Genomic DNA, 15,612 nt, shown 5'->3' on the forward strand with positions numbered 1-15,612 from the left:
TAAATTATAATCTACAAAGGGTTCAGAAAAGATGCACTTAGACGGACGCATACTTGGTTAAAAGTAAATGTTGTTACTAAAGTTTCTTCAAAAAAATCGTTCTCAAAAGTTTCTTTTACGATGTTAATGGAACACCCTTTTTTCCGAAACTGTCTTGAGCTTGTCGAAGGATAGGAGAGGAGTAGAATGTGTGTGAAATGAAATAGGTATAATCAATTCAAGTTTATTTAAAAAGTTGATTGATATTTACTTTGTATAGTTTTCCTATTGGTACAATATGATCTGAAATATGAATTCTATTTCCTTCTATGCTACTGATGTGCTTTTTTGCAACTGCAAACGATTTATGCACTTGAAGAAAATCATTATCTGAAAGTAATTGTATCGTATCAGATATTTTTTCACGGATGGTTATGGTAGCTTTAGTAGTAAAGACTTTGGTATAATTTCCAGAAGCTTCAATAAATAGAATACTATCTAAATCGACTTGAATATGACTATTGTTTTGCTTTAGAAAAATGTGCTTTTCTTCAGGTTTTAAGTTTGTATTAGTTTCCTTTTTTCCTGTGTATGTGTTAGAAGTTGTCACTTTATTCACAGCACTCAAAAAGCGTTCAAAACTGAATGGTTTTAATAAATAATCGACAACATTTAATTCGTAGCCTTCAATGGCAAACTCGCTATATGCTGTTGTAACAATAACTTTTGGAGGAAATGATAAGGTTTTTAAAAATTCAAACCCTTTTAATTTGGGCATATTTAAATCTAAAAAAATAAGATCAACCTTGTGTTGGCTCAAATAATCAATGGCTTCTATAGCATCATAACAATCTGCTTTAAATTCTAAATTTGGCAGCATATCACAATAGCCTTTTATAATATCGTGTGCAATATGCTCATCATCTACTATTAAATAAGTAGTCATAAAGTTATATTCAGTTTAGCTTTATAAATAGAATCGATTTTAGAGACTTCAAAATAATGCTTTTTTGGATAGGCTAGTTCTAATCGTCGCTTTAAATTCTTTAAGCCTATTCCAGTTTCAGAATTATCCTCAGATGCATCAAAATTATTTTCAATTTTGAATTTCACTTCATTATTTTGAGCTATTAAATTTATATGTACAAAGGCATTTTCTCTTAAATTTTCTACACCATGTTTAAAGGCATTTTCTAAAAGAATAATAAATAGAAGGGGCATTATTTCATAATCATTATCGTTTGTTTCAATATAAAATTGCACATCAATAGCCTTATGATAACGCATTTTATGGAGTTCGATATAATTTTGCAGATACGTAATCTCTTCAGACAATAAAACTGTGTCCTTATCGCCTTCATAGATACTATAACGCATCATATCAGAAAGTTTTAAGATGAGTTCTTGAGCCTTTTTAGAATCTTTATCTACCAAACCATAAAGGTTATTAAGCATATTAAAAAAGAAATGAGGATTCACCTGGCTTTTTAAATGCAACAATTCTGTTTTTGCTTTTTCATTCTTTAATTTAATAATGGACTTGATTTGCTTAAAAATCCAATGTGCAATTGTGATAAAAACAAGTATAAAATAGAATGCAAGAAACTCTGCAAACCCTTCTAATTTTCCAAAAGTGTCATTAAAAATTACAATGAAAAAGCCTATAATAACAAGCGCTATTTTATAAAATCGCTTTAAATTTTTCTTTTTACTGTCTGATATATTCAACTTCATAAATCAATATTAATTAAATAAAAAACCTGAAACAAATTAGTTGACAAACAGTATCTCGTCAGTGACAAACAATCATAAAGGTGTTTTAAGAAGCCTTATAATATAGAATAATCTGTTCGTCACTAAAACCTATACTTGTGTCACAAACATTTTATATAGGCTAAAATCACATATATGTTTGTGTTAATCACTCAAAAAACGAGCAAATATGGAACTCATTATTAACAATCTATCTAAAACCTATTCTAATGGTGTTAAGGCATTGCAGAACATTTCATTAGAAATCCCAACCGGTATGTTTGGCTTACTAGGTCCAAATGGTGCTGGTAAATCTACATTAATGCGAACCATTGCAACATTACAAGAACCAGACTCTGGAAATATTTCACTTGGAGACATCAATGTGTTAAAACAAAAAAATGAGTTGAGACAAGTTTTAGGATACTTGCCACAACAGTTTGGTTTATACCCTAAAATTTCCGCCGAAGTTTTACTCAATCATTTTGGGGTTCTCAAAGGAATTACTCATAAGGGTGAGCGTAAAGACTTGATAGATGCCCTATTGCATAAAACAAATTTATACGAATTTAAAAAACAAAATCTTAAAGGTTATTCTGGCGGAATGAAGCAACGATTTGGCATTGCACAAGCCTTACTTAATAATCCTAAACTACTTATTGTAGATGAACCAACTGCAGGATTAGATCCTGTAGAACGTAATCGGTTTTATAACGTGTTAAGTGAACTAGGAGAGCAGACTGTTGTCATTTTATCTACACATATTGTTGACGATGTTAAAGAACTCTGCACAAATATGGCAATCATCAATCAAGGGCAAGTTTGCTTAAGGGGGAATCCATTGCAAATACTAGAAAACTTAAAAAGTAGAGTCTATAAAAAAACAATCAAAAAGTCAGAATTAAAAGTATACAAGCAAAATTATAAAGTCATTAGTGAAAAGTTATTTCTTGGAAAACCAACCATTCATATCTTATGTGATGTATATCCTGGTGATGGCTTTTCGCTTATTAATACCGAATTAGAAGATGTGTATTTCTCTGAAATATTTAATAATACGAACGCTAAATCTATATAATTATGTGGTACCATATTTTTAAGTTCGAATTACAGTATCGTATTAAACGTGCTGACGCTTATGTGTTTTTTCTATTCCTATTTCTATTTTCAATTGTTGGTGTAGACTTTATTTTTCAAGGATCAGATATGGGACTCATGAAAAAAAACTCACCGCTAGTGATTGCTAAAACAATGGGAGCAATTACAGGACTATTCATGATTTTGGCATCCATGATTATGGGTGTTTCCATATTAAGAGATTTTGAATACAACATAGAATCGTTAATATATACGACTCCAATAAACAAAAAAGACTATTTATTAGGTCGCTTTTTAGGAGCGTTTACAGTGTTGCTATTTGCGTTTACTGGGATTTTATTTGGTATGATGCTGGGCGAATTTATGCCATGGCACAATCCAGAAGACTTACTAGCATTTAATGTTTTGCTGTATGTAAAAACCTTTCTAATGATAACCTTACCCACTTTATTTTTTGGCGCATCGTTGTTTTTTGTCACTGGTGCTTTAAGTAGAAACCTAGTGGTTGTCTATACACAAGGTATTATTGTCTTTGTGATTTTTATGCTAACCAAAGCCATCACAAATGATTTTTGGCAAGCCATACTAGACCCATTTTCACTAACAACGACCACTTTTGTTACTAAATCTTGGTCTGCTATAACTAAGAGTACACAAGACATTCCTTTTATTGGAGCATTGCTATATAACAAACTGTTTTGGGTTGCTCTAGGAATAATCGCTATGATTTATGGTTATAAAAAGTTCAATTTCAATGTGGTTAAAGTTAAAAGATCTAAAAAAATAAAGTCGCAAATAGTAACTCATAAAATCACCAATGTAGTTAATGATGTCCTAATACCTGATGTTAAAAAACAATATGGTTTACTCTCAAAATGGAATCAATTAATACAATTTACGAGGTTTTATTTCACAGGTATTTTTAAACAAGCATCATTTTGGGGTATTGTTATTTGCGGTATGATTATTATCCTTATTAATTCAGTTAATCTAGGGACTGTATATGGAGTGGATAGTTATCCGGCAACCTATTTTATAGTAGAAGAGCTTAAAGAAACGTCTATGTATTTCTTTATTATCCTTTTGGTGTTTTATTCTGGTGAATTGGTATGGAAAGAACGAAGTGTTAAACTAGATCTCATCTATGACGCAACTCCAATGTCCAATTTTATAAAACTATTGGGCAAGTATATTGGGTTGAATTTAGTATATGTAATATTAATGCTTGCATTAATTGGTTCAGGTATCATATTTCAAACATTAAGTGGTTATTATAAATATGAATTTCAGGTGTATTTATTTGGTTTCTTTTTAGAGATTTTACCGTTTTTGGCTTTATACACATGCATCGCATTTTTTATTCAATCTATTGTAAATCATAAATTTTTAGGCATTATGTTAGTGATTGTTTTCTTAATCACCAATATCGCGTTAGGTTTATTTGGTTTCGACCATGATTTATATTTCTTTGGAGGAAATGCTTTAGGTAACTATTCAGATATGAACGGTTACGGTCATTTTTTAAAACCATATCTCATTATTAAAGCGTACTGGTTTCTTTTCGGGATGCTATTACTAATTATTGGTTCTTTAATAAACGTAAGAGGTACAGAAACAAATATTTGGAAGCGAATAAAAGCAAGCAAATACAGATTAAGCAAGCCACTTCTTAAACTAACAGTTATAGTCTGTTTATTATTTATAACTATCGGAAGTTTTATCTTTTACAATACCAATGTTTTAAACACGTACTGGACTAATTCGGAAACCATGGATTTTAGAGTAGCTTATGAAAAAGAACTTAAGCAATTTGAATATATACCACAGCCTAAAATAGTAGATGTCAACTTACAAGTAGAATTGTATCCTACAACAAGAGATTATGTAGTAGAAGGGTATTACATTTTGAAAAACACCGCTAAAGAAGACATTCAATCCATTCACATTCAAAAGCTACTCGAAGATAATGTTACCTTAGATACTATCACTTTTGAAGGCGGATTTACAACCGATACCAAATATGAAAAGTTTGATTATTCTATTTTCAATCTAGATACCGCTTTAAAACCAGGAGATGCTATAAAAATGCATTTTAAGCAAAGCTTTATCACAAGAGGATTTGAATCTGGTAACTCTAATGTAAACATCCATAATAACGGTACATTTTTCAATAATACACATTTACCAACCATAGGCTATAATAAAAAATATGAACTGAATGATGCTGATGAACGTAAAGAATATAGCTTACCATTAAGAATTCATACTGCGAATAGAGAGGATCTAAATGAGCTTAAAAACGCAAGAAATGGAAGTGATTCTGATGGTATTAATTTTGAAATGATTATTGGGACTTCAAAAAATCAAACAGCTCTAGTGCCTGGGAATTTATTGAAAAACTGGACAGAAAATAACCGTAACTATTTTCATTATAAAATGAAAAAACCAATGATCAATTTTTATTCTATAGTTTCAGCGGAATATGAAATAAAGAAAGATGAATGGGTAACGAGTCAGGATTCTATAGCAAAACCTGTTGATCTTGAAATTTATTATCATAAGGCACACGATTACAATGTCGACAGAATGATGACGGCAATGAAAGCGTCGCTAGCGTATTTCAGTAATAATTTTAGTCCTTATCAATACGAGCAATTACGCATTATGGAGTTTCCGCGCTACGCGCAATTTGCGCAATCATTTCCAGGAACCATTCCATTTTCAGAAGCCATCGGTTTTGTTTTAGATATCGATGATGAAAAAGATGTAGATATGGCATTTTACGTAACTGCACACGAAATTGCGCACCAATGGTTTGGCATGCAAGTAGAAGCAGCAAATGTTAAAGGACGACTAACCATATTAGAAACCTTGTCGCAATACGCAGCAATTATGGTATTGAAACAACACTATTCCGAAGAAAAAGTATTGCAATTTTTAGAAGCGCAAAAAGAGGATTATAAAAAAGGAAAAGATAGAGAAGATGTAAGAGAGCCGCCCTTAGCTTTGGTTGAAAATCAAGACTATGTGTATTATGCAAAAGGAGCCATCAGTATGTATCAATTTCAAAAAGCAATAGGAGAGGAGCAAGTAAATAAAGCGTTGCGATGTTTTCTCGAAGACTGGAATACAACAAATGGCAAACTAAAAATAGCAACAGATAGATATGCAACAACAAAGGATTTATTTGGTTATTTTAGGGAGGTTACCCCAGATTCGCTTCAGTATTTAATTTCTGATTTGTTTGAAAAAGTTAAGCCATTAAAATTGTAATTATTGGCATTATTATGTAAAATAGAATCTCGATTTTAACTTGGCCTCATAAAATTTAAGCTAAAACAATAGGAGAAATGAGCGTGCATATTTTAGGGGTTCAGTAATATAGTTTCCTTAAATTTTTCAATTATACAAGAGATTTCAAAGCAATATTAATAGTTACATATTTTCCTAAAAAATAGCGAATGAGCCGTTAATTTTTTCCAAAATTACATGCAGCCTTGAATTTTTGTTTCTTTTGTTTCAAGACAAAAGATAATGAAATGAATAAAAACTAATTTAAAAATAGAATATAACAAGTGCATAGAATTTTATTCTTACTCACATATTTAATTATTTGCAAAAACTTCAAATGTGTTCGTGAATCTCTTAAAAAGTCGATTACGTAAAATTTATGCTCTTGTGGTAAGCTTAGTAGAATCGTCTAAAATTTTTTATTACATATATTTTATTGAATACACGATTTTGAATACGCGCGGGTTAGCAAGCGATGGATAATTGTGTATAAAATAAATTGCCAAAGCAATTTGATTTTATAAAACAATCGAGTCCCGATAGCTACGAGAGTAGCGGCTTATTACATAACGACTAATTATAGTTATCAAATATACAATTGAACTATAATTTATATTATGTAAAATAGAATATTTTGAACATTTGTTTTTTTACAATCTACAATGCTTATTATTTTAGCTTACACCTCCCTCTTGAAACTATTCCCTCTACAGTAAATAAATAATTAGATTTTATAATTCATTGATAGGAAAACTGCTGGGAACATCCTAAAATTTAATTTCATGAAAAATTTCAATTTTCGTCCAATTCAGAAACTTCACCCTGATATGAAATGTTAGAACGTTGTGAAGAATTCACCGAAGTATTTGAAGTATTGTTATCAAATAAAGTAATGATAAAATCTAAAATTTCGCCATCCTGGGAACCTTTAAATCCTATGATCATCCTGGATTTTGAAGGTTCTTCTGTGATAGTTAGATTGGTAGGAGCTCCTGTAAATTTTATACCTCCTTCTCTTCCATATGAGCCTCCAAAGTTTCTGGTACCAAAAAATGGTAGAAAAATATCCACACTATCCTTGTTAAACCTCAAATAATTAGGATTTCCGATTAAATTAATCCGGTTTCCAATAGACGGATTAGCAAAATCATTCACAATCTCAAATTTTCTCTGTTCTACCAATGATTTTAGTTCTTCAAATTCATTCGCTTCAGACTGCGACAATTCTTTTTTACCGCCACAGGAGATGAAAATAAGGATCAAAAGAACTATAAATAAGTAAGAACCAGATCTAATCATTGCCATTGCCTATTTCTTATCTTCATTTTTCTTGCTGAGGGATTCCAGTGTATCCTTAATAGACTCATCTTCTTTCTCAGATACCTTCTTCTTATCCTTTTCCAATTTTAAATTGCCATCACCATCTTTTCTTAGACCATCATCTTTTTCATTAAAATTAGAAGGTCTTCCGGAATTTTTCTGCCAGTCAGCTTTCTTGTTTTTATCCTCTTCAGACATAGTATTTGATTTTATCCTAAAATAATCATTTCATATTGTTTAAGCTATTCCTTTAAATTTCATTTAACAGCGTAGCATGGTACTTTTTATATTGAAAAAAAAAGCTTTGTACTTGAGCAAAGCAACAAAAATAGTAGTCCTGACGGTATTGTTTATTAAAGCAGTGGTCAAAGTAGTCAGATATATAGTATATTTTATTTTGATGTGCCACCTATATCTATTGCAGGAATTTAATGTAAATTAGTCTAAAATATTTTTTGGCGATGTCATCCCTGGCATCCAATTATATAACTGCATGGAGACTTACTTATGGATTTATATCATAATTGGTTTATTTGGTCTTTTTTTACCATGGCTTAAAAGTTTCGAAAAAATTCAAATCCTCAATGTACCTATAGTAGCTATAATTATGGGAATGCTTCTATTCTCTCTTCCCATTAATTTACCCGAGCCAAATCCAATAAAATATGAAAAAGAGATATTAAAACTATCTGAAATTGCAGTTATAATTAGCTTGATGGGTGCCGGTTTAAAAATTAATCGTGACTTTTCATTTAGAGCATATCGAGTGCCTTTACTTTTGATTCTTTTTACTATGACAGGATGTATCGCAGCAACCGCCATTCTGGGATGGTGGTTTGGATTGGTTCCTGCAACAGCTCTTTTGCTTGGCGCAGTTTTCGCTCCTACAGATCCTGTTCTTGCCAGTGATGTACAGGTAGAAATAGAAGAAAACGCCGATAAAGAGCATCCCGTGCAATTCAGTCTTACCAGTGAAGCAGGTCTGAATGATGGTATGGCCTTCCCTTTTACCTGGCTTGCCATTTCGGTCGCTATGTATGGCTTTACTTTTAATGATTGGTTAAGCACATGGATATTTAAAGATTTACTTTATCGTATCATTGGGGGAATTATTCTTGGGTATGCATTTGGGAGAATAATTGCTTGGTTTTTTTTTTCATTACCACCTAAAATTAGTATCAAACCGAAGCGCTTAGGGTTTCTTGCAGTAGCTGTCACCTTTTTTATATATGGTACTTCTGAGGCTGCACAGGTGTATGGTTTCATTGCAGTATTTGTAGCAGCCCTTACTATTCGGCATCATGAAAAACAACATACATTTCATAAAGAAATGCATGATGTTGTCGAACAGGTTGAGCAATTCTTACTTACAATAATTTTGATGTTATTAGGTGGGTATATTGTACATAGTTGGTTTCAGGTTTTAACATTTCCTGTTATTAGCTTATGCTTAATATTTATTTTTGTTATCCGGCCATTCTTCGGCATTTTCCCAACTTTATCAACGGCTATGCCCTGGAAACACCGCTGGTCTGTTGCGTTTTTAGGAATTAAGGGAGTTGGTAGTTTCTTTTACCTCGCCTTTGCTCTACATGAAACGGATTTCCCCCAAAAGGATCTTTTATGGAGTACAGTAGCATTTTTAGTACTTATATCTGCCATTGTTCACCGAATTGTAGGGTTTTATGTCAAAAAGAAAATTTTGTAAATCTGGTTAAATAATCTAAGGATGGCAAATTTGATATTGGTGATGAACAATAGCTTGCTTCGATAATCTAAAATGGTTGAATGAAAGTTTTCAATATATAGGAGTCTTCAAAACCAAGACTTACTTCAATAAAATTTTTGAATTTTTAAATAGATTTATAGTTATACAATTATTACTTTCTACAGATCCCTAACATTCATTTATTTAAAAAAATACAGACCCACTTATATCTTAGACTTAATTTCACAATACCTATACAGATATTATTGTAATTTTAAGTTTGTACTTTACCAGTCTAAAAATAGTACTAAAACTTTGCTAAATCTAACCTAAGAAACTTGGTAAGCCTTTTAGAAATAAGTTTATTTAGGTAATCAAAAATTGAAAAAAATGGAAACTATATTTGAATTTGTAAATATTGATAAAAGTCAAAATCTGGAAGCCTTCACCCAGAAGAAATTGAATAAACTGGAAAATAAATATGACTGGATCGTAAGAGCCAATATCTATTTTAAAAGAGATGAAAACCAGAAACCTAATGGCTATATTTCTGAAATTAGGCTCAGTGCTCCGGGACCTGAAATTTTTGCACAATCCAATGAAAATTCTTTCGAATCATCTATCGCCAATACGGTAAGTGATCTGGATAGGCAATGTGATAAGCGTAAGGCTAAAATGAGTACACACTAATATTTTTCAATAAGAAGTAATATTTGAAAACCCTTTCATTTTTATTAAAGGGTTTTTTACATTTATCATGGTGAGTGTTTAAGCTTTAAGATCTTCTTCTTCAAGCTTTTCTTTAAATTCATTAATAATACCACCTTTTAGTAGCACATCTATCTGCCGATCGCTCATAGAATGTGTCGTTTCAAATTCTTCTTTTTTACCTTTCTCATTCTTAACAATCACCTTAATGTTATTTCTGCTTTTTACATCTTCCCGAAGATTTCTAAAATAGACCAGATCCCCCTGTTCTATCTTTTCAAAATCATCAATATTAATGAACTCGAGTGGCAAAATTCCGAAATTAACTAAATTTTGCCAGGCGATACGAGCATACGAATTTGCGATTACTGCGACCTGCCCAAGATATTTTGGCGCAATCGCTGCGTGTTCACGGCTCGAGCCCTGGGCATAATTATCTTTTGCCACTACAATATGACCTCCGTGCTCCTGTTTGGCAACCATAGCCCGGTCATAAAAACTTTCGTCTATTACCGTATATGAATATTTACTGATTTCCGGTAAATTACTTCTGAATGGAAGTACCTCTGCCCCTGCTTTTAAAATCTCATCAGTTGAAATATTATCTCCCATTTTTAGTAAAACAGGAACACTATACTTTTCCTGCATAGGTTCTATGTATGGAAGTGACTTAATATTAGGACCTTTTTTTAGTTCTATACCACTACCATCTTCCGGGGGAGCCACCAGCATTTCTGTATTGATGATCTCAATTTCGGGGTGTTCAAATTTCGGATACTTCATATCATAAAGCTTTTCCATATCCCGGGGATCTGTAATTTTTCCAGTTAATGCGGAAGCAGCAGCAGTTTCAGGACTGCATAAATGCACCTGATCATCTTTAGTCCCAGACCTGTCCGGGAAATTTCTCGGCATGGTTCTTAAACTAATGGTTCCAGATGCAGGTGCCTGCCCCATTCCTATACATCCCATACACCCAGACTGGTGGAATCTTGCTCCTGCTTTGATTAAATTAGCAAATGCCCGGTTTTCTAGCATGTTCTGAATCATTTGCCTGGAAGTGGGGTTGATATCAAAAGAAACATCGTTATTCACCGATTTTCCTTCAACTATTGCTCCAGCAATCCAAAAATCCCGAAGTCCGGGATTGGCAGAAGAACCAATTACTACCTGGCTTATATCTTTTCCTTCGACCTCTCTCACCGAAACTACATTTCCGGGACTGGTGGGAAGAGCTATTAATGGGACTAGTTCATCTAAAATAATTTCATCTTCAAAATCATATTTACAACCTTCATCAGCTTTTAATTCCACCCAATCTTCTTCCCTGTCCTGGGATTTTAAAAATCTTTTGGTCTCTTCATCGCTCGGAAAGACAGTGGTGGTTGCTCCTAATTCAGCACCCATATTAGCAATTACATGACGATCCATCGCGCTCAAATGTTTTAGACCTTCCCCATAATATTCTATTACCTTCCCTACTCCTCCTTTTACATCATAACGTCTGAGCATTTCAAGAATAACATCCTTGGCACTCACCCAATCTGGTAATTTACCACTTAGTTTTACGCCCATCACTTTAGGCATTTTGACGAAATATGGCTGGCCGGCAATGGCTGCTGCAACATCTAGTCCCCCGGTTCCTATTGCTAACATCCCAAGGGAACCTGCTGCGGGCGTGTGACTATCTGACCCTACCATGGTTTTTCCAGGTTTTCCGAACCGCTGCATATGTACAGGATGGCTTACACCATTTCCGGGACGACTATACCATAAGCCAAATCTTTGGGCGGCAGACAGAAGAAAGAGGTGATCATCTGCATTTTTAAAATCAGTTTGTAAAAGGTTATGATCCACATATTGAACTGCAACCTCTGTTTGAGCCTTTTTTAAGCCCATTGCTTCCAGTTCCAGCTGTACCAAAGTTCCTGTGGCGTCCTGGAGTAATGCCTGGTCTATCTTGATCCCAATTTCTTTACCTGGTTCCATTTCACCTTTCAGGAGATGTTCTTTGATTAGCTTTTGTGTGACATTTAATTTTGACATAGTTGGAAATTTTAATCCTTAAATTACCAACTTTCATAGAAAACAAAGATACCTTTAACAGAACCTTAGATTAAAAACAAGAATGATTGACTTTATTTTGCTAAAATCCTTCATTCAAAATATTCTTAGATTTAGCTGGTAATAAAACTAAAATAGATGAATCAAATAGTTAAACGAGCGATTGTAGGTGGGGTGGTCTCTACGATTGTAATGGGTACAGGTACTTTTATCCTGGGACAAATTTCAGGATATAAAGCCCTGGAACTGCTAAAAAATTCCATGTCTGGGATTAATATGCTTTGTAATACAGTAATTCTTGGTTCCACAACCATTCTCGCCCTAATGCTTACGTTATTGGGGCTTAGCAGATCTTCAGAATCAAGTTTAACAGATAGGCATTATAAAGATGTACTCACTATTGCCAAATCTGATACCATTTTGATAGTTGCTGCCGTAATAACTTTTTTAATGCTCAATTTACCAATTAGTGAATCTGAAGAAGTCGGCAGTGCCTGGTACCAAACTATATATTATGTGAGCCTGGGAATGGCTGCATTATTAGGTGGGGGATTTATCGCGGTGGTTATGATGCTTTATGGAACAATAACCAATGTGATTTTAATTGTAGGTCTCAATATTAAAGAACACCCTTTGATTTCAGATGAAGCGGCGGAAGAACAGGAGCAAAAGGAAAAAGAGAATTAAGTACGTAAATGAGAAAAGGACACTTAGAAAAAATTGCTGACGGATTTGCTGAATTCAAGACAATCGTGATCAGACATATCTTTTTAAATGCCCTTTCTGAAAATTAATTTTTAAAACTAGCTTTTCCCAAGTTTATTAAGGATATCAATTTGATGCCCTTCTTCAAGATTAAAACCTGGTTTACCTTTTCTCGGAAATAAATAAGTAAAAGGTGTATCAAAGGCAGCCCAACTTTCAGCCAGCCCATAATCATTATTTTCATTTTTCTTTTCCGGTCTAATAAAAGTATTTAATTCAGAATCATAATCAGATCCTACGGCATCCTCGCCGGGAAACAACATTCCGTCATTAATTTCTGAATATACAACCACTGAGGCACCTTCATTTCCAGGCAGATCAAAAATATTAATATCAAAACTATCTAATACTTTATCCTTTGCGGTAATATCTTTCGTTTTAAATCCGTCTTTAAAATTATTTCTAGGATGCGCATATATTGGAGCACCACCTGCATCTTCAGAAATGGATTTAAGATCTGCATAGGCTGAATTTAATACAGCATCGCAGGTTATCAATATACCTTTAATATTGTAGCCTTCTTCTACTAACCTTTTAATCGCAGCCTGAGAAGATTTTTCCACAACATCTATTAAAATCATATCTCTACGATTTAAATGTCGAATCGCATAACCCTGGTTAAAAACGCCATTTTCTTTTTCCCCTTTTATAATAAAAGTATCGGGAATTAATTTTAAAAATTTCCCTGTTTCACCTTGCTCAATAAACTCTGCCGACTGGCTGTGAAGTACCTCCATTTTATCTACTGTCTTCATATATAAATGATTTTTAATTGATGTTTGAAGATACAAAACAAGCCTAAAGGCATCAACCCTGTTTTTAAATGTTTAACTGGTTTTAGGACTTAATTAACGGAATAACGAAAGCAGTAAAATGGCCATGATGGCTTAAGGAAAAAGGCATAATTTTATCTATTCCCATTATATGTAAAGAAGGAATATTCTTTGGATCTTTTGTTATACGAAGCATATCTGCTTCAAAGGATAGCTTTAATGCCAAATGTTTCAATAAATCCTCCTGTGAGAAAATTTTATTAAAATAGATTTTTCGCAGAATTTCTGCAGAATCAACCCAGCTATGAACATAATTGGGAGAAATTTCCGTTTTTGTATAATAAAATTTCTTGCCTACCCGTACGGTTCCTGCATTTTCCATTGATCTTAAAGAACACTCAAAAGCTAAGGGATTCAATTTTCTTAAAGTGCCGGTTATTCGCTGGTGTGCTTTATAAACTGCTTCTTTCATGGACCAAAATTCCCAAAGCATTATATTGGGACATTCAGATTCATGAATGCACTCTATCTCCTTAGGAGAAAAGACCTTTTTCAGAAATCGGAAATTACCAGCTTTACTGGTGGTTAAGGATATATTAAGATCTATAATATCATTTCCTATCAATTCGCCAGTTTTTTCTCAATAATATTTTTTGCATCGCCCACGGTAAGCATCCCTTCCATGGAATCATTATCAATCTCAATATTAAATTCATCTTCCACATCCAGGACTACATCTACCAGATTGGCAGAGTTTATCTGGAGATCGTTTAAAAAATCAGTCTCTTCCCTAAAATTTTTCAAGCCTTCCATTCGTTGCACATAAGGTTCCACGATCTTCTTTAGCCTGATAATTATCTCTTTTTCATTCATAATTAAACAATATATTTTTTGAATAACACTACGGCATTTACATCTCCAAAACCAAAACTGGCTTTAGCCAAAATATTAATTTTTTTTTGCTTTTTTTCCTTCGGAATTTTATTTGGATCTATCAATTCTGAAATTTCCGGATGCACCTCCTCACAATTTAAATTTCCGAAAATAAACTCTTTTTCTACCTGAAGCACAGAGGCGACGCACTCAATAGACCCGGAAGCACTTAAGCAGTGGCCGGTCATCCCCTTAAGGGAATTTATAAAAGGAAAATCTTTGCCTTTCCGCTTCAGCGCCTTTGTCCAATTTTTAATTTCTGTGGAATCCCTGCTTGTAGCTGTTAAATGCCCATTTATAACATCAATTTCAGTTGACTTAATATTCGAATTAATTAAAGCTCTCTCAATACATCGCTGTACCGCTTCATTATTAGCGGCAGTCATACTTCCTGTCCCTCTTTGTCCTCCGCTATTGATTTCACCTCCCAGAACTTCAGCATATATTTTAGCACCTCTCTTTTGCGCCAGTTCCATATCTTCCAATACTAAAGCTCCGGCACCACTTCCCGGAACAAAACCACTGGCGGTTTCGCTCATAGGCCGGGATGCTTTTTCTGGATCATCATTATATCTATTCGGCAAAATACGCATGGCATCAAAACCACCCCAAACATAAGGTCCATGATCTGCACAACTTCCTACAAGCATTCGTTTTGCCCTGCCAGCTTTTATCCGGTCAAAACCCATAAGTAAAGCTTCAGTTCCTGTAGTACAGGCTGATGAATTGGTAGTGACCTGGTTTCCACAACCGAGAATTCCGCCAAGATAAGCACTAATTCCGCTAGCCATAGTTTGTATCACACTCGTACTGCCCAATCTCCTGGTTTTACCTCCATCGATCAAATGAATTGCTTCCCTGAATTTATCAACGCCCAGAATTCCTGTTCCAAAAATAATCCCTGAATCCCAATCTGGTGATCCATTCTCAGAAATTTCAAGTCCTGCGTCTTTCCATGCATCTGTACCAGAGATTACACCATAAACGATCCCGCTGCTATTTAAACCGCGAAGCTGAAGCGGCGTAAAGTACTCTTTTAAAAGATCTTCGGAAATTTCAGGCTTCCCTCCTATCTGGCAACTAAAATTTAGTTTTTCCAATTCAGGAAAAAAACGAATCCCACTCTGACCCTGTTTTAAGGCTTTTTCAAAATTATTTAGTCCTACTCCATTAGGTGCTGCCACCCCCATTCCCGTAATCACGACTCTCTTCTCCATTCTT

14 protein-coding genes are annotated in these 15,612 nt (G+C 33.8%); 5 read left to right on the forward strand and 9 right to left on the reverse strand.

All coding sequences use genetic code 11. From position 1 onward, the window contains the following. Nucleotides 1-223: 223 nt before the first annotated feature. Entirely contained in the window at nucleotides 224-925 is a 702-nt protein-coding gene (locus Q1K34_RS09020) for a response regulator (RefSeq protein ID WP_300437483.1), read from the reverse strand. Continuing rightward, entirely contained in the window at nucleotides 922-1,713 is a 792-nt protein-coding gene (locus Q1K34_RS09025) for a sensor histidine kinase (RefSeq protein WP_300437485.1), read from the reverse strand. The genes Q1K34_RS09020 and Q1K34_RS09025 overlap by 4 nt, the downstream gene beginning before the upstream one ends. Nucleotides 1,714-1,921: 208 nt before the next feature. Here Q1K34_RS09025 and Q1K34_RS09030 point away from each other — a divergent pair, with 208 nt between their 5' ends. Both Q1K34_RS09030 and Q1K34_RS09035 read left to right on the forward strand, forming a co-directional pair. After that, nucleotides 1,922-2,809, forward strand: coding sequence for an ABC transporter ATP-binding protein (locus Q1K34_RS09030; protein WP_300437488.1), 888 nt, complete (start codon nucleotides 1,922-1,924; stop codon nucleotides 2,807-2,809). 2 nt (nucleotides 2,810-2,811) lie between these two features. Next, entirely contained in the window at nucleotides 2,812-6,102 is a 3,291-nt protein-coding gene (locus Q1K34_RS09035; RefSeq protein ID WP_300437490.1) for a M1 family aminopeptidase, read from the forward strand. An 810-nt stretch (nucleotides 6,103-6,912) separates the two neighbouring features. Here Q1K34_RS09035 and Q1K34_RS09040 read toward each other — a convergent pair. Next, nucleotides 6,913-7,425, reverse strand: coding sequence for a DUF4251 domain-containing protein (locus Q1K34_RS09040; RefSeq protein WP_300437493.1), 513 nt, complete (start codon nucleotides 7,423-7,425; stop codon nucleotides 6,913-6,915). A gap of 3 nt (nucleotides 7,426-7,428) precedes the next feature. Beyond that, nucleotides 7,429-7,638 (reverse strand): hypothetical protein, encoded by a 210-nt coding sequence (locus Q1K34_RS09045; protein ID WP_300437496.1) that lies wholly within the window; start codon nucleotides 7,636-7,638, stop codon nucleotides 7,429-7,431. Nucleotides 7,639-7,933: 295 nt separating this feature from the next. On the opposite strand from Q1K34_RS09045, the gene Q1K34_RS09050 reads away from it, so the two are divergent. Together Q1K34_RS09050 and Q1K34_RS09055 are read left to right on the forward strand one after the other, a co-directional pair. Then, on the forward strand, nucleotides 7,934-9,148 hold the full coding sequence (locus Q1K34_RS09050; RefSeq protein ID WP_300437499.1) for a cation:proton antiporter: 1,215 nt from the start codon (nucleotides 7,934-7,936) through the stop codon (nucleotides 9,146-9,148). Nucleotides 9,149-9,538: 390 nt separating this feature from the next. Continuing rightward, entirely contained in the window at nucleotides 9,539-9,838 is a 300-nt protein-coding gene (locus Q1K34_RS09055) for an HPF/RaiA family ribosome-associated protein (protein WP_300437501.1), read from the forward strand. Between the two features lie 78 nt (nucleotides 9,839-9,916). Here Q1K34_RS09055 and Q1K34_RS09060 read toward each other — a convergent pair whose 3' ends face one another. Further along, entirely contained in the window at nucleotides 9,917-11,902 is a 1,986-nt protein-coding gene (locus Q1K34_RS09060) for an aconitate hydratase (RefSeq protein ID WP_300437503.1), read from the reverse strand. A gap of 156 nt (nucleotides 11,903-12,058) precedes the next feature. On the opposite strand from Q1K34_RS09060, the gene Q1K34_RS09065 reads away from it, so the two are divergent. Further along, nucleotides 12,059-12,607 (forward strand): hypothetical protein, encoded by a 549-nt coding sequence (locus Q1K34_RS09065; protein ID WP_300437505.1) that lies wholly within the window; start codon nucleotides 12,059-12,061, stop codon nucleotides 12,605-12,607. Between the two features lie 116 nt (nucleotides 12,608-12,723). On the opposite strand, the gene Q1K34_RS09070 is transcribed toward Q1K34_RS09065, so the two are convergent. From Q1K34_RS09070 to Q1K34_RS09085, 4 genes are all read right to left on the reverse strand, one after another. Further along, nucleotides 12,724-13,440, reverse strand: coding sequence for a hypothetical protein (locus tag Q1K34_RS09070; protein WP_300437507.1), 717 nt, complete (start codon nucleotides 13,438-13,440; stop codon nucleotides 12,724-12,726). Between the two features lie 82 nt (nucleotides 13,441-13,522). Then, on the reverse strand, nucleotides 13,523-14,083 hold the full coding sequence (locus Q1K34_RS09075) for a 4'-phosphopantetheinyl transferase superfamily protein (protein ID WP_300437509.1): 561 nt from the start codon (nucleotides 14,081-14,083) through the stop codon (nucleotides 13,523-13,525). Beyond that, entirely contained in the window at nucleotides 14,080-14,331 is a 252-nt protein-coding gene (locus tag Q1K34_RS09080; protein ID WP_300437512.1) for a phosphopantetheine-binding protein, read from the reverse strand. The genes Q1K34_RS09075 and Q1K34_RS09080 overlap by 4 nt, the downstream gene beginning before the upstream one ends. Nucleotides 14,332-14,333: 2 nt before the next feature. Then, nucleotides 14,334-15,608, reverse strand: a complete 1,275-nt coding sequence (locus tag Q1K34_RS09085) for a beta-ketoacyl-[acyl-carrier-protein] synthase family protein (RefSeq protein WP_300437515.1) — start codon at nucleotides 15,606-15,608, stop codon at nucleotides 14,334-14,336. Nucleotides 15,609-15,612: the final 4 nt, after the last annotated feature.

The organism is Christiangramia sp., from assembly GCF_029937855.1.
GTDB lineage: Bacteria > Bacteroidota > Bacteroidia > Flavobacteriales > Flavobacteriaceae > Christiangramia.